The organism is Nguyenibacter sp. L1 (assembly GCF_035199985.1).
Classification (GTDB): Bacteria; Pseudomonadota; Alphaproteobacteria; order Acetobacterales; family Acetobacteraceae; genus Gluconacetobacter; species Gluconacetobacter vanlangensis.
In genome coordinates, this window is record NZ_CP127015.1 from 1,080,207 (window position 1) to 1,094,885 (window position 14,679).

Here is a 14,679-nt window from a genome sequence, read left to right on the forward strand (position 1 = left end):
ATCTTCTTTGTCTGGCGCATTATCATCCAGCTTCAGGGCCAGCTTCAGGGAAGGAAGAAGGGAATGGCGACGGCATCCACAGACATGGCTCCTGCCTCCGGTCGAGAAGCAACGCGGCGGCTGCTTCCCTTCACGGTTCTGGTTGCTCTCGGTTACCTCACGGTGGGGTTGCCCCTGGCTGTTGTACCGATCTATGTACATAGTACGCTCGGTTTTGGTCCGGTTGCCGTTGGCTGGGTAATAGCAATGCAATCGATCGGGACATTACTGACTCGCCACTTCGCAGGTGTTGTTTCCGACACGCGTGGTTCGAAACTCGCGGTTATTTCTGGCGCTGCCACATGTTCTTTTGCAGCAGTGTTATATAGCCTGAGCACTCCGTCGCTTTTCGGGAGGCCTGGTGGGCTAGGGATCCTATTATTAGCCAGGTTGATTCTCGGGTTGGGAGAAAGTCTGCTGATCACCGGCGCGTTAGCGTGGTGCATAGGGGCAGTAGGAAGCCGGTATACCGGGCGCGCGATGGTTTGGGTCGGCATAGCTATGTTCGGTTCGATCGGAGCCGGCGCGCCTGCCGGCGTTGGCCTGCTCCGAGCAGGTGGTTTTACCTTTCTTGCTCTGGTAGCGGCTCTCCTCCCGGTTCTTGCGTGCCTGATTGCGGCAAGGAAGCCCGGCATACCTCCGCATCACGGCCGGCGCATGGGGTTCCTGAAGGTTGTCGGCCTCATCTGGCCATTTGGGGTAAGCTTGGCGCTGAGTACTTTCGGGTTCGGCACGCTCTTCGCGTTTCTTGGCCTCTATTACGCGTCTCACAATTGGTCCGGTGCGTCATGGGCGCTCTCGGGATTTGGCCTCGCATATACGGTCACCCGCCTCATATTCGGTGGCCTGCCCGACCAAATGGGGGGAATCAGGGTTGCGTCGGTCACTATCCCTCTCCAGGCACTCGGATTGATTATTTTAGCCGCGGCACCGGTGGCTGAAGTGGCTTTGATTGGCGCTGCCATTCTTGGAGGGGGGTACTCACTGACATTTCCGGCGCTGGGAGTCGAAGCCGTCAAACATGTTCCTCCGCAAAGCCGGGGCGCTGCAATGGGTGCTTACGTGGCGTTCGTCGATATAGGGCTTGGTCTAACTGGGCCAATTTCCGGAGCCATTGTCAGCCATGCGGGTTATCCAGCGGTCTTTGTGGCGGGAGCCCTCGCGTCGGGAGGGGCGTTCGTCGCAATGATGTTGACGAGTAACCTCTTCGTCAGGCCCACCGTAGACTGAGTGTTTAGAGTTCAGGAACTCGACGTCATACCCCCCTGCGGCGTACGAAACGTGGCATGATCCTGAAAGGTCAGCAGGCGTCCTGCGACACGGCACCGAAGGCCCCGCGCAGCAGGGCCTCCATTTCAGAAACATCATGTTCGATGAAATCCGGAAGCGTGTCGCGCGCCACCTGCCTGAGATGGTCGGAGAATTCGGCGAGAACCGGCGCCAGCGGCGTGGCGCTGCGTGAAATGACGCCGAAATGGAACGGAATCTGCACGTCGAGCGGCCGCACGACGGCACCGTCCACCGGCATCCCATAGGCCGTGACCGGATCGATCACCGCCACCCCCATGCCGGCGCGCGCGGCGGCGACGGCCGAGACGCTGGCATTGGTGTCGATGGCCGAAAACGGCGCGAGGCCGGCCGCGCGAAAGGCCGCATCGATCCGGGGACGCAGCCGGAAGGGGTTGGACGTGGCGATCAGCGGCCGGTCCTGCAGGTCGATCAGACGGATCCGCCGGCGCCGGACAAGGGGATCGGAATCGGACACCACCGCCACGCAGGCGGCCGAACCGATCCAGTGCACGTCCACCCCCGGATGGTCGAGCGGCAGCGACGAGATGCCGAGTTCCGCCGTGCCGGAACTGACGGCCTGGACGACGTTTTCGGCCATCATCGTATGGAGGAAAATCTTGCGCGGCAGGCGGCCCGGCGGGATGCGCGCCAGGGCGAAGGGCGCGATGGTCGCGGTGAAGGCAGGGATCGACGCGATTTCGAACGGCTGCGGCTCGCCGAAGGCGATGGCGTCCGCGCGCTCCTTGATATGGCGCAGGCCGCTGAGGAAACGCTCGACCTCGGAATGGAACAGCACGCCCTGGCTGGTGGGCGCGATGCGCGGGCCGTTCCGCGACAGCAGCAGGAAGCCGATATTGTTTTCCAGGTCCTGAATCGCGCGGCTGATCGTCGGCTGCGACCGGTTGAGGACGCGCGCCGCGGCGGTGATGCTGCCGGCCGACATCACGGCCGCGAACGCATCGAGTTGCTTGATGTCGAGATCATCCAAATTCATGCCGCACATCATAGCAGGCCCGGTGATCGTTGCAAACCAAGGATGCCTTATAAGGATCATAATGGCATTGTCATTCGCAATACGCATGATAAGGTGGCCACGGCCGGGACGCCGGAACCGGAGCCGGCCAAGTCGCGTCATTTCGATATGAGAAAAAAATGCCACCACCGGACGTCAATTTCTTCGCGGATAGAATTGCCGCGACCCGATCGCCGGCGATGCGGGACATGTTCGCCGCACGGGCGGAGATCATGCGCCTGTGCGACGCCAGCGCCGCCGCGGTCCTGACCCCCATGGAACCCGGCGGGATCGGCCGGGCCGAACGTTTTGCCCTGGCATCGCGGATCGCGCGCTGGAATGGTGATGCCGCCCTGGCGGACCGCTATGGCCGGCAGTTGGACGAGATGTCGGCCTGTCCGGTGCTGCGGGCGCTGGGCCTGGGCGAGATGCCCGAACTGGACGCGCGGCAGGCCGCGATCGTGGCCTATGTCGATATCGTCACCAAGGATCCCGTCAAGGCGGGGCGGGCCGAAATTGCGGCGATGCAGTCGGTCGGCCTGACGGATGCGGACGTGGTCCGGCTGGCCGAACTGGTGGCGTTCGTCAATTTCCAGGCCCGCGTCATGGCCGGCCTGACGCTGATCGAGGAGCATGCGGCATGAAGCCGGCAACGGAATTTACGGTCGAGCCCCTGGAATGGGAGCCCTACATCACGCCGGTCAACCTGGACAAGGCGACAGACGCGCAGCGCGACGCGCTGAAAATCACGCCGTCGAACAAGAAAATTTCGAATTACGTCCTGACCCTGGCGCTGGATCCCGAAAGCCTGGCGCACCGAACCCCGCTCTTCAACGCCATCATGTACGGCCCGGCGGGCCTGCCGCGTTCAGAGCGGGAACTGGGCGCGGTCGCGGCGTCGATCGTCAATCATTGCATCTATTGCGCGTCCACCCATGCCGCGCGCTACAACCAACTGACATCCCGGCCCGAAATCATGCAGGAAATCTTCAGCGCCGGCACCCAGGCCGCGCTGGACGAGCATTCCCAGGGTCTTTTCGATTTCGCGGTCCATTTGTCCCGGACGCCCCCCGCCCTGTCGCGCGACGACGTGTCGGTCCTGGAATGCCTGGGCCTCACAGCGCTGCAGATGTTCGACCTGGTGCTGTCGGCGGCGATTTTCGGCTGGGCCAACCGGCTGATGCACCCGCTGGGCCAGGCGATGAAGGCGCAATAGCAGCGGGGCTGGCACCGCGCTGCCGGGTGGGCCCTACCAGCGCGTCAGAGGCGGCAGGACCAGCCGCGCGGCCAGCGCCGTCACGCCGCCGCCGAGAAGATACCAGACGGCGACATAGAGCGGGTCGTCGAAAGGACAGGCCAGCATGAAGACCAGCGCCCCCCAGGCGGCGGCGGCCATCCCGGCGGCGGCGGCGCTGCCGCGCCGGTCGGTCGGGGCGCCGCGCCGCATCAGCAGCCCGAACGCCGCGACCGCCGGCAGCGACAGCAGCACGATCTTCGTCGCGCAAATGATGCCATGCACCGGGTCCAGCCGCTGCCCGAGCGACGCCCCCCCTGCCCGCGCCGCATCGACCAGCCAACCGGCCGCCAGGGTGGCCAGCACCAGCATGGCGGCCGCCCGCACGCCACGACGCGGCGAGCGGATCGGGCTGAGGGACAGGATGGCTGCCCCGCCGCCGACCAGGGCGATCAGCGCTAGGCTGATCGCCTTCCACCAGAAGCTCGGCAGCGCCATGGCCGCCGACAGATCGGGCCGCATCGTGCCCATTCCGGCGAAACCCGCCAGTTCGACCGCGCCCAGCAGCAGCAGCAGCGCGGCATCGCGCAGGGGGGTACGCCGGCGCACCGGGCGCAGATCGGCGCTGAGCCGGTCGATCAGCGGATCAATCGACATCGTCACCTCGCTTGACCAGATCGCTCAGACGTCCCAGCCCCCGATGGATATTGACCTTGACCAGCGACACGGTCTGGCCCGTCCGCCGCGACGTTTCCTCGACGCTGAATCCCTGCAGCTTCACCAGCCGGATCGCATCCGCCTGGGCCGGCTTCAGCGTCGCCAGCAGGCGCTCCAGCGCATGGGCGGCCGTCACCGCGTTCCCGTGATCGGGAATGGCGATGTCCTCGCACAAGGGTATCTCGGTCTTCTGCATGGCGCGCAGCCTGTCGATCCATTTATAGCGGGCGATGGCCGCCAGCCAGGGCGCGAACGGCTTGGCCGGGTCATAGGTATGGCGCTTCTCGTGAACCGCCAGCAGCGTATCCTGGACGGCGTCATCGACCATCGACACCGGCAGCCGCCGGGAGAAATAGCGCTTCAGCCAGACGGCGATTTCGGCCAGCACGCGGCGATAGGCCAGCGCGTCGCCGCGCTGCGCCGCCGCCATCAGCATGCTCCAATCGGCGTCCGTCACATCATCTCCCGCCATGTCCCCCGCCCCGCGGCGCGCGCCCATCCTATCCCGGCGCACGCTGGCAGAGAACAGGGGGATCACAAAACAGCGGCACGAACAGCGGCACGAACGGCGTCTTCAGCGCCACAAGGCACGGGGCGTGGCCGGGATGACGGCGCAGCGCCAGTCTTTTGATCTTGTCGTCCATGATCGCCCTCGTTCTCATGCGAACGTCTCTCACGCGGGCGTGAAGGTCAGCGCCGCGCCGTTCATGCAGTAGCGCAGGCCGGTCGGCGCCGGACCGTCGTCGAATACATGGCCCAGATGGCCGCCGCAGGTCGCGCAATGGATTTCGGTCCGCTGCATGCCATGGCTGTCGTCGCGTGCCTCCTGCACCGCATGGGGCAAGGGCCGCCAGAAGCTGGGCCAGCCGGTGCCGCTGTCGAATTTGGTCGCGGCATCGAAATTCGCCGTGCCGCACCCCGCGCAATGGAACCGGCCGGGCCGGTGCTCGTTCAGCAGCGGACTGGAGAAGGGTGGCTCGGTGCCACCCGCGCGCAGGATCGCATATTGCGCGGGCGTCAGCAGGCGGCGCCATTCGACGTCGCTGTGCATGACCGGATAGCGCATATCGGCGCGCGCGAGACGGGGCATGGCCCCGAATGCGAGAAGAACCGTGCTCCGCAGCAGGAAATCGCGTCGGGATGTCATCGTGGCCTCCAGCGCCCATGGCGTCGGCGGCATGTTCGGTACCCATGCCCCGCCGGTTACAGGCGACGCGCGAAATCCTGCCCGCGACATGCCGTCCAAAAATTTTTCCCAAAAATTCCGCCGGACCGTAACCCACCCCCCTGCCCCCGCGAAGATCCGCCTGTCCGAAGGGAGAAGACCATGAAACCCGATCGCAGGCGCACACACACGCGGATCGTCCGGCTGACGCATTGGGTCGCGGCGGCGGCGATGCTGTGCATGATCGGCAGCGGCTGGCAGATCTATAACGCCTCGCCGATCCTGCCCTTCACCTTCCCGCCCTGGGCGACTCTGGGCGGATGGCTGGCCGGCGGGATCGCCTGGCATTTCGCGGCCATGTGGGTGCTGATGGCCGCCGGCCTGGTCTATCTGGCCCATGGTTTCGCATCGGGTCATTTCCGGCGGGATATCCGGCCCCAGGGCGTGCGGCGCACCGCACAGGATTTCGCCCTGGCCTTGCGGCTGCGGCTGCATCACCGGGCCGGCGCGTACAACGCCGTGCAGCGCCTGTTCTATACCGGGGTGCTGGTGGTGGCGACCCTGGCCGTGCTGAGCGGGCTTGCGATCTGGAAACCCGTGCAGCTCGGCTGGCTGAGCTGGCTGCTGGGCGGGTACGACGTCGCGCGACGCATCCATTTCGCGATGATGGCGCTGATCGTCGCCTTTCTGATCGTGCATCTGACGCTGGTGGCGATCGTGCCGTCGACCCTGGTCGGCATGATCACCGGCGGCCGCCGCGTACCCGATTCCGACAGGACACAGCCCAGGATACAGCCATGAACCGTCCGATCATCGACCGCGCGGCGATCGCCCCGGACCTGCGGCGCATCGAGCGCCGCCTGATGCTGAAACACGCGCTGTCGCTGGGCGGGCTGGCCATGCTGTCGGGCTGCGTGCTGGACGACAATGCCGGCATCGAGCGCGCGCTGGCCACGGCGCTGCGTTTTACCGACCGGATGCAGGCCCTGCTGTTCAGCCGCACCCGGCTGGCCCGGACATTTCCGCACAGCGCCCTGACCACGCCCTTTCCGTTCAATGCCTATTACGGCATCGACGCGGTCCGCACCGTCGATGCGGGGCAATGGCGGCTGGAACTGTCCGGGCTGATCGCCGACCGGCGCCCCTGGTCGCTGCCGCAATTCCGGGCCCTGCCGCAGGAAAGCCAGATCACCCGCCATATCTGCGTCGAGGGCTGGAGCGCGATCGGTGCCTGGTCCGGCGTGCCGCTTGCGACCTTCCTGCAGCGCGTGGGCGCGGATCTGCGGGCGAAATACGTGATGTTCCGCTGTTTCGACGATTATTCCACCAGCATCGACATGGCGACCGCGCTGCATCCCCAGACCATCATGGCGCTGGATTACGACGGCGGATCCCTGCCCCCCGCCTATGGCGCGCCGATGAAGATCCGCATTCCCACCAAGCTGGGCTACAAGAATCCGAAATATGTCGCGGCCCTCGAGGTGACGAACAAGTTTCCCGGCGGCTATTGGGAAGACCAGGGTTACGACTGGTTCGGCGGATCGTGAAAGAGGAACGCCCCATCCGTAACCCGCGCCGTCGGGAAAGCGAAGAACGGGACGCAGGAACACGTGCCGCGCGTTTCGATCGCAAGTTCAGGAGACAGGCAATGTTCACACGCTCATTTTCCACCCTGTTCTGCACCGCGCTGCTGGTGGGCGGCTCCGCCATGGCGCAGGAGACCATGCAACCCCCGGCGGGACAGACGCCGCAAGGCCAGATGCCGCAGGGCCAGATGCAACAGAGCCCGATGGCGCCAGACGCGATGGGCCACATGAAGATGAAGAAGCCCCCCATGCAGATGAAACCGGGGCAGATGAAACCGGGCCAGACGAAGCCCGGACAAACGAAACCCACGCAGACGAAACCCGGCGCGATGGAGAAATCCCCGATGAGCCCCAATGCGATGCCGCATGGCGGGATGGCGCCCGACCAGACGACGGAACCGCACTGAACCCGCCCGGCCCCGCCGTCGCCACGCGCGGGCGGCGGGCCGCAGGAACTGGCCGCCCGTCGGGGCGGCCAGTATCCTGTTTTCGCACATCAGGCATTTTCCGCGCAGCACGGCCATGACCGGCCAGCCGGTCACGCGGTGCCGTTGCCCCGCACCATCGGCCCCCGGTAGGACCGACGGAGCCGCGGCATCGTTCGTCCTGATCGTTTGTCTTTGCAAATGACATACCATGCGCATACCATTCCCCGCGCAAGCCGGCGCGTGCGGACGCACGAAGAGAGTGCGTGAGGAATACGAAAAATACCGGGAGACATGACGGACATGATGGCGGAATCGTCGCGGCGCCCGCGCAAGACCGGGCGGAGCAGGGCAAAGACGGCCAGCTCCATCGCCAGGAGCCTGACCGACGCCACGTACGAACACGTGCTGGACCTGATCCTGAGCCGCAGGCTGCCCGGCAACACGATCATCCAGGAACGGCGCATGGCCGAGGAACTGGGCGTTTCGCGGACCCCGATGCGCGAGGCCCTGGGACGGCTTGAAGGCGAAGGGCTGATCGTGCGGCACGGTCCCCGCACGCTGGCGGTCCGCCTGGTCTCGCTGGAGGAATTCCTGCAAAGCCTCGAACTGCGCCTGCTGATCGAACCCCATGCCGCGAGCGTCTCGGCCCTGCACATCCCCGATGACCGCCTGGCCGAATTGCGCCGCTCCTTGCGGAGCATCGACCCGAGGCAGGGCCACCCGCCGGCCATGCACTGGGTCTTCGACGACAATCTTCACGGGGCGGTCGGGGAATATTGCAAGAATGACCTGACCGCGAACACGCTGCTCGCCATGCGGCGCCTGACCAAGATGTTCGAACGCCAGCATCTGCCGGAGCGCACTGCACCGGGCTGGAAGGAGCATGACGAGATCCTCTCGGCGCTGGAGACACGGGACGGCGCGCGTGCGCGCCGGGCGATGGCCGAACATCTGAAGACCGCGCGCAAGAACGTGCTGGAAATAATCCTGGGCGGCGCGCGCCTCTAATGTCGAAATCAGGACATCGGGCCGCCGCCGGCGCCTCATTTCCAACGTTACGTATATTGAACGAATCACGCGATCGTGTTTCTCTCGGCCATTACGACATAGATCGGGTCAGCCGTGGCGGAGGGAATGAAGACGCGCTTGTCTCATGGACCGGGTGTGGCCCGCCTTGCATGGCGGAGCATCCTGCTTGCCGGCCTGTCCGCCCTGCCGGCGCAGGCCGCGCCGGCGGGCGGCGGCGCGCCCGTGGCCGGCGGGACGCTGATCTATCTCGAGAAACAGCCGCATCGTAATCTCTACCCGCCGGCCGGAGGATTCTATCCGAATGGCGGCATCCTGAACCAGATCACCGACCGCCTGACCTGGCAGGACCCGCGGACATTGCGCATCCTGCCCTGGATCGCGCAATCCTGGACCGTCAACGACGCCTATACGGAATTCACCTTCCATATCCGCCGGGGCGTGACGTTTTCGGACGGCACGCCGCTCGATGCCGCGGTGGTGGCGCGGAATTTCGACATCTATGGCAAGGGCGACCGGGCGCTGAAGCTGCCGCCGTCCGAGGTGATTAATAATTACGACCACAGCGAGGTCGTCGATCCCTATACGGTCCGGTTCTATTTCACCCGTTCGTCGCCCGGCTTTCTGCAGGGCACGTCGGTGATCGGCTCGGGACTGGTCTCGCTGGCGACATTGCGCCGGCCGTTCGACGACATGGGCAAGGCCACGGCGATCGTGGGGTCCGGGCCCTTCGTCGTTTCGCACGAAATCCTGGGCAAGGAAGTCGACCTGGTCGCGCGCGGAGATTATGCCTGGGCGCCCCCGCCCTTTGCCGGGCAAGGTCGCGCGCGGCTGGATGCGATCCGCATCCTGGTCGTGCCGGAGGACAGTATCCGCATCGGCGCGCTGCTGGCCGGACAGGCCGATTTCATCCGCCAGGTCGAAGCCTATGACGAGGAACAGGTCGCGCTGCGCGGCTATGATCTGTACGCGCAATCGACCCGCGGGGTCGATAACGGCCTGGCGTTCCGGCCCGAGAACCCGATCGTCGCGGACCTGCGCGTGCGCCAGGCCCTGCTGCATGCGACGGACCGCAAGGAGATCGCCGATACGCTGTATTCGGTCCATTACCCGGTGGCGCGCGGCCTGCTGGCCGGCACTGCGGCGGGTTTTACCGACCTGTCGCCGCTGCTGACCTATGACCCCGCGCTGGCGCGTCACCTGCTGGACGAGGCCGGGTGGCGGCTCGGCCCCGACGGGCTGCGCTATCGCGATGGGCAGAAGCTGGTCCTGGGCGTGCACGAATCCCTGCCGCAACCGCAGAGCAAGACGATGCTGGAACTGATCGCCCAGCAATGGCGGCGCATGGGCGTGCAACTGAACGTCATGTCCGGCTCGGCGGCCGGGGTGATCCTGGACAACCTCAATCCGCTGCGCGCGCCCGTGGCGCCCGCCGAAGTCGGGCGTGCCGATCCGGACGTGGTCAAAAGCATGTTCTATCCGCGCAATCGCGACATGCTGCTGCAGCGCGGGGGGCAGAGCACGAAGGTGCATCACTTCCTCGACCCGGCGCTGAACGGGCAGCTCGACGCCGTGGCCTCGGCCACCGATCCGGCGGAACGCCTGCGCCTGCTGCAGGGGGTACAGGCCTATATTCTGCAACAGGCCTATTATATCCCCATCTTCGAGGAGCCCCAGGTCTATGCCGGGGCCCGCAATGTCAGGGCCATGGCCTTCGAGGCGGTCGGCCGTCCGTGGTTCTATCCCGCCTGGCTGGCCCACCCGGCCGGACGGCAGGCAGGCCGGCCATGATGCGTCCCGTGACATCCTATGTCCTGCGCCGTCTGGGACAGGCGGCCTTCATCCTCTGGGGGGCCTTTACGCTGACCTTCGTCCTGCTGCAGGTCATGCCGGGCGATGCGGTCCTGGTGAAGTTCCAGGATCCCGATCTGGGACTGACGCCGCAGCAGATCGCCGCGATCCGCGTCGCCTACGGCGCCGATGCCTCGTTGCCGGTGCAGTATCTGCAGACGGCGGGCCGGGTCCTGCGGGGCGATTTCGGCTATTCCGTCCAGGCGGGCGTACCGGTGCGCGACCTGGTTGCCGCGGCGCTGCCGACGACCCTGCGCCTGGCGTTCTGCGGCCTGGTCTGCGCGGTGGCTGGGGCGGCCGGGCTGGCGGTCGCGGTCAACCTGGCCCCCTTCCGGATGCTGGGCGCCTGGCTGCGCATGCTGCCGGCGCTGTGGGGGGCGGTGCCGGTCTTCTGGTTCGGGATCGCGCTGATCCAGGTCGTGTCTTTCCAGTTGCACCTGATTCCGCTGATCGGCGTGGGACCGTGGGTCGGCATGATCCTGCCCGCCTTGGCGATCAGCCTGCCGGTCGCGGCCCCGCTGGCGCAGGTGCTGCTGCGCGCCGCGGACGACATCCAGGCACGCCCGTTCGTGACCGTGGCCCGCATGAAGGGGGCGGATCGCGCGCGGGTGCTGTTCCGGCATGTGGCGCCCAACGCGATCCTGCCTTTCCTGACCGTCGCCGGCCTGGTGTTCGGCGAATTGCTCGCCGGGGCGGTGGTGACGGAGACGATCTTCGGCCTGAACGGGCTGGGCCAGTTGACCCAGCAGGCGGTGGCCGGCCAGGACGTGTCCGTCCTGCAGGCCATCGTGCTGATTTCCGCCTTGGGGTTCGTGATCATCAATTTCTGCATCGACCTGCTCTATCCATTGCTGGATCCGCGGCTGCGCGGGAGGCGGGGATGATGTCCACCCATATCGCCACCCGCATTGCCGCCCGCCTGGACGACATCCCGCCCGGCCTGCTGCTGGCCTGGCTGTTCGTCGCCATGCTGGCGCTGATGACCGTCTGGCCGTCCGGCTTTACCCATTACAGCGGTATCCGGGGGGCCGCGGCCGAACATCTGCAGGCCCCGGGGCACCGCCACTGGTTCGGGACCGACCAGTTGGGCCGCGACATGTTCGCCCGGGTCGCCTATGGCGCCACCAACACGCTGCGCGCCGCCCTGCTGGCGGTGAGCATCGGCCTGACCGTCGGGGCGATTCTGGGGCTGCTGGCAGGGGCGACCGGCGGGCGGGCGGACAGCCTGATCATGGCCGGCGTGGACATCGTGCTGTCGATTCCCGAATTGCTGCTGTCGCTCAGCATCGTGATCCTGCTGGGGTTCGGCACCGTGCATGCCGCGATTTCGGTCGGGATCGCGCAGATCGCCGGATTTGCCCGGATCGTGCGCGGCGACGCGCTGCGCGTGCGGAACAGCGAATTCGTCGAGGCCGCCTATGGCTGCGGCAGCAGCCATGCCGGCGTGCTGTGGCGCCATATCCTGCCGAACTGCCTGTCGAGCGCGGCGTCGCTGGCCGTGCTGCGCTTCAGCACCGCGATCCTGTCCATCGCCACCCTGGGCTTCCTGGGCTATGGCACGCCGCCGCCCACGCCGGAATGGGGCCTGATGATCGCCGAGGGACGCAATTACCTGGCCACCGCCTGGTGGATGACCAGCTTTCCCGGCCTGGCCGTCCTGTGCGTTTCCCTGGCGGCCTATCGCATCAGCCACGCGATCGGAACGCGGGCATGACGGCGGGCCCGCCCCATGCGCCCCACGTCCTGGATGTCGCGGAACTGGCGGTCTCGTACCGCCAGGGGGCGCGGATCCGCCGCGTGGTGCAGGATGTCTCGTTCGCCGTGCGGCCGGGCGAGGTCACGGCCCTGCTGGGGGAATCCGGATCGGGCAAGACGACCATCGCACGCGCCATCGCGGGCCTGCTGCCGGCCAACGCGCGGCGCGAGGCGGGGCGTATCCGGCTGGGCCCGGACGACATCACGTCCTGGCCGCAAAGGCGGCTGAATACCGTCCGGGGCGTGCTGATCGGGTTCGTTCCGCAGGATCCGTCCAATTCGCTGAATCCGGTCCAGACGATCGGCACCCAGGTCGGCGAGATGTTCCGCCTGCATGACAGGCTGGCCCCGGGCGCGATCCGCGAGCGGGTGACCGCCTTGCTGGACCGTGTGGGGCTGACCGATCCCGCGCTGCGTTTCGGGCAATATCCGCATGAGCTTTCGGGCGGCATGCGCCAGCGGGTGCTGATCGCCAGCGCCATCGCCCTCAACCCCGCGCTGGTCATCGCCGACGAACCCACCAGTGCGCTGGACGTGACGGTGCAAAGGCAGATCCTGGACCTGCTGGACGGGTTGCGCCGCGAATACGGCACGGCGATCCTGCTCGTCACGCATGATCTGGGGGTGACGGCCGACAGGGCGGACCAGGTCATCGTCCTGAACAAGGGCCGCATCTGCGAACGGGGCCCTGCCCTGCCGCTGTTCGCCGCCCCGCGCGAGGATTATACGAAACGCCTGCTCGCGGACCGTCCCGTCTTTGCCGCCGCCGCCCGAGCCGCGCCCCCGGCCGACACGCCGGCGGCGATCACGGTCAGCAATCTGACGCATGCCTATTCCCGCCACGGCGGGGACCGCATGATCCCGCGCGCCGTCGACGCCGTATCGTTCCAGGTCCGCCGCGGCACGACGCATGCGATCGTCGGCGAGTCCGGGTCCGGCAAGACCACGATCCTGCGCTGCCTGATGGGGCTGATCACGCCGACATCGGGCTCGATCCTGGTCGAGGGCACCGAGGTCACCGCCCTGACCGCCCGGACCCGCCGCGCCCATCGCCGCCAGGTCCAGCTTGTCTACCAGAACCCCCACGGGTCGCTGGATCCGAAACATGACGTGCTGCACGTGCTGGATGAGCCGCTGCGCAACTTCACCCCCCTGGGGCGCGCGGCGCGCCGGCAGCGCATCCTGGACATGCTGGACCGCGTCAGGCTGCCCAGGGACATCCTGGAGCGGCGAACGGGGATGATGTCCGGCGGCCAGTGCCAGCGTGTCGCGCTGGCCCGGGCATTGCTTGCGCAGCCGCGCATCCTGGTGCTGGATGAAGTCGTCTCGGCGCTGGATGTCAGCGTCCAGGCGCAGATCCTGCGCCTGCTGACCGAATTGCAGGCCGAACTGGGCCTGACCTATGTCTTCGTGTCGCACGACCTGGCCGTGGTACGGCAGATCTCGGACAGCATGTCGGTGCTGCGCCATGGCGTGCAGGTCGAGGAAGGCGCGGCCGAGCCGATCTTCACCGCCCCGGCGACCGAATATACCCGGGCCCTGATCGCCGCCGTTCCCGGACGGAAAGCTGAAAGCGTACACGCATGAAACGCAAGCTCGGCTTCTTCACGCGGCTGCTCGATGACGGCGACGCGGCGACGCGCTACCGCCTGGCCACCGAACAGATCCTGCATGCCGAAGCCCACGGCTTCGACACGGCCTGGGTCGCCCAGCACCATTTCCATGAAAGCGAGGGCGGCCTGCCCGCGCCCTTCGTCTTTCTGGCCCATGTCGCGGCGAAGACATGCCGCATCCGGCTGGGCACCGGCATCGTCACCCTGCCGCTGGAAAACCCGATCCGCGCGGCCGAGGATGCGGCCGTGCTCGACCTGCTGAGCGACGGACGCCTGGAATTCGGCGTCGGCCCCGGTGGCACGGCCGAATCGTTCGAGACGTTCGGACTGCCGGGCAGCGCGCGCAACGCGATCATGGAGCGTCACCTGGCGCTGGTCCGCAACGCGCTGGGCGGCGGCTGCCTGTCGCAGGCGGCCGGCAGCCGGCTCTATCCCGCGGCGCCGGCGCTGCTGTCGCGGCTTTGGCAGGCGACGTTCTCGGCCGGGGGCGGTGCCCGCGCCGGCGCGGCGGGGGATGGACTGATGCTGTCGCGGACCCAGCCCCGTCCGGACGACGCGCCGGATGCCGCGCTGTGGGACATCCAGGATCCGATCGTGGATGCCTATCTTGCGGCGCTGCCGGCGGGATGCGTGCCGCGCATCATGGGATCGCGCAGCGTTTTCGTCGCTGACAGCCGTGCCGAGGCCCATGCCCTGGCGGAAGCCGGCATCCGCCGTTCGGGGCTGGTGAAGGAACCGGACGGCGCGCAGACGCTGGAGAGGCTGATCCGCAGAATGGATCTGCATGTCGGCACGCCGGACGACGTCATCCGCTCGCTGCGCGCGGACAGGACCTTGGCGCGCGTCACCGACATTGCCTGCCAGGTTCACCCCATGGACCCACCCCACGCCCAGACGCTGCGGTCGATCGAACTGATCGCCCGCGAGGTCGCGCCGGCACTGGGCCTGCGCTGACCCGGCGGG

The 14,679-nt window shown here is 67.0% G+C and carries 17 protein-coding genes; 12 read left to right on the plus strand and 5 right to left on the minus strand.

All coding sequences use genetic code 11. The features are described from left to right. The first annotated feature begins 63 nt into the window (after window positions 1–63). Window positions 64–1,269, plus strand: a complete 1,206-nt coding sequence (locus tag QN315_RS04790) for an MFS transporter (RefSeq protein WP_323991739.1) — start codon at window positions 64–66, stop codon at window positions 1,267–1,269. Window positions 1,270–1,339: 70 nt separating this feature from the next. Here the strand turns inward: QN315_RS04790 and QN315_RS04795 are convergent, their stop codons facing one another. Continuing rightward, entirely contained in the window at window positions 1,340–2,410 is a 1,071-nt protein-coding gene (locus QN315_RS04795; RefSeq protein ID WP_323991740.1) for a LysR family transcriptional regulator, read from the minus strand. Between the two features lie 71 nt (window positions 2,411–2,481). Here QN315_RS04795 and QN315_RS04800 point away from each other — a divergent pair, with 71 nt between their 5' ends. After that, window positions 2,482–2,985: a hypothetical protein gene (locus QN315_RS04800; protein ID WP_323991741.1), complete on the plus strand. Its 504-nt coding sequence runs from the start codon at window positions 2,482–2,484 to the stop codon at window positions 2,983–2,985. Continuing rightward, window positions 2,982–3,557: a peroxidase-related enzyme gene (locus tag QN315_RS04805; protein ID WP_323991742.1), complete on the plus strand. Its 576-nt coding sequence runs from the start codon at window positions 2,982–2,984 to the stop codon at window positions 3,555–3,557. The genes QN315_RS04800 and QN315_RS04805 overlap by 4 nt, the downstream gene beginning before the upstream one ends. Window positions 3,558–3,590: 33 nt before the next feature. On the opposite strand, the gene QN315_RS04810 is transcribed toward QN315_RS04805, so the two are convergent. From QN315_RS04810 to msrB, 4 genes are read right to left on the minus strand one after another with little or no spacing between them, the layout of a single operon-like run. Further along, a complete protein-coding gene (locus QN315_RS04810) occupies window positions 3,591–4,232 on the minus strand; it encodes a DUF1109 domain-containing protein (protein WP_323991743.1) in 642 nt (213 codons plus the stop codon). Continuing rightward, window positions 4,222–4,749 (minus strand): sigma-70 family RNA polymerase sigma factor, encoded by a 528-nt coding sequence (locus QN315_RS04815; protein ID WP_323991744.1) that lies wholly within the window; start codon window positions 4,747–4,749, stop codon window positions 4,222–4,224. Before QN315_RS04815 ends, QN315_RS04810 begins: the two co-directional genes overlap by 11 nt. 43 nt (window positions 4,750–4,792) lie before the next feature. Then, window positions 4,793–4,936, minus strand: a complete 144-nt coding sequence (locus tag QN315_RS04820) for a hypothetical protein (RefSeq protein ID WP_323991745.1) — start codon at window positions 4,934–4,936, stop codon at window positions 4,793–4,795. A gap of 29 nt (window positions 4,937–4,965) precedes the next feature. Next, window positions 4,966–5,439, minus strand: coding sequence for a peptide-methionine (R)-S-oxide reductase MsrB (gene msrB / locus QN315_RS04825; RefSeq protein ID WP_176640286.1), 474 nt, complete (start codon window positions 5,437–5,439; stop codon window positions 4,966–4,968). A 180-nt stretch (window positions 5,440–5,619) separates the two neighbouring features. Here msrB and QN315_RS04830 point away from each other — a divergent pair, with 180 nt between their 5' ends. The 9 genes from QN315_RS04830 (at window position 5,620) to QN315_RS04870 (ending at window position 14,670) form a co-directional block, all read left to right on the plus strand. Next, a complete protein-coding gene (locus tag QN315_RS04830) occupies window positions 5,620–6,258 on the plus strand; it encodes a cytochrome b/b6 domain-containing protein (protein ID WP_323991746.1) in 639 nt (212 codons plus the stop codon). Next, window positions 6,255–7,004, plus strand: coding sequence for a molybdopterin-dependent oxidoreductase (locus QN315_RS04835; RefSeq protein WP_323991747.1), 750 nt, complete (start codon window positions 6,255–6,257; stop codon window positions 7,002–7,004). Before QN315_RS04830 ends, QN315_RS04835 begins: the two co-directional genes overlap by 4 nt. A gap of 101 nt (window positions 7,005–7,105) precedes the next feature. Next, window positions 7,106–7,450, plus strand: a complete 345-nt coding sequence (locus QN315_RS04840) for a hypothetical protein (RefSeq protein ID WP_323991748.1) — start codon at window positions 7,106–7,108, stop codon at window positions 7,448–7,450. 321 nt (window positions 7,451–7,771) lie between these two features. Continuing rightward, a complete protein-coding gene (locus tag QN315_RS04845) occupies window positions 7,772–8,479 on the plus strand; it encodes a GntR family transcriptional regulator (RefSeq protein ID WP_323991749.1) in 708 nt (235 codons plus the stop codon). 156 nt (window positions 8,480–8,635) lie between these two features. Continuing rightward, entirely contained in the window at window positions 8,636–10,288 is a 1,653-nt protein-coding gene (locus QN315_RS04850) for a TIGR04028 family ABC transporter substrate-binding protein (RefSeq protein WP_323991750.1), read from the plus strand. After that, a complete protein-coding gene (locus QN315_RS04855; protein ID WP_323991751.1) occupies window positions 10,285–11,232 on the plus strand; it encodes an ABC transporter permease in 948 nt (315 codons plus the stop codon). The genes QN315_RS04850 and QN315_RS04855 overlap by 4 nt, the downstream gene beginning before the upstream one ends. Then, window positions 11,229–12,062 carry an ABC transporter permease gene (locus tag QN315_RS04860; protein WP_323991752.1) on the plus strand — a complete coding sequence of 278 codons (834 nt, stop codon included), beginning with the start codon at window positions 11,229–11,231 and terminating at the stop codon, window positions 12,060–12,062. The genes QN315_RS04855 and QN315_RS04860 overlap by 4 nt, the downstream gene beginning before the upstream one ends. Then, a complete protein-coding gene (locus QN315_RS04865) occupies window positions 12,059–13,690 on the plus strand; it encodes an ABC transporter ATP-binding protein (RefSeq protein WP_323991753.1) in 1,632 nt (543 codons plus the stop codon). The genes QN315_RS04860 and QN315_RS04865 overlap by 4 nt, the downstream gene beginning before the upstream one ends. Next, window positions 13,687–14,670 (plus strand): putative FMN-dependent luciferase-like monooxygenase, encoded by a 984-nt coding sequence (locus QN315_RS04870; protein ID WP_323991754.1) that lies wholly within the window; start codon window positions 13,687–13,689, stop codon window positions 14,668–14,670. The genes QN315_RS04865 and QN315_RS04870 overlap by 4 nt, the downstream gene beginning before the upstream one ends. Window positions 14,671–14,679: the final 9 nt, after the last annotated feature.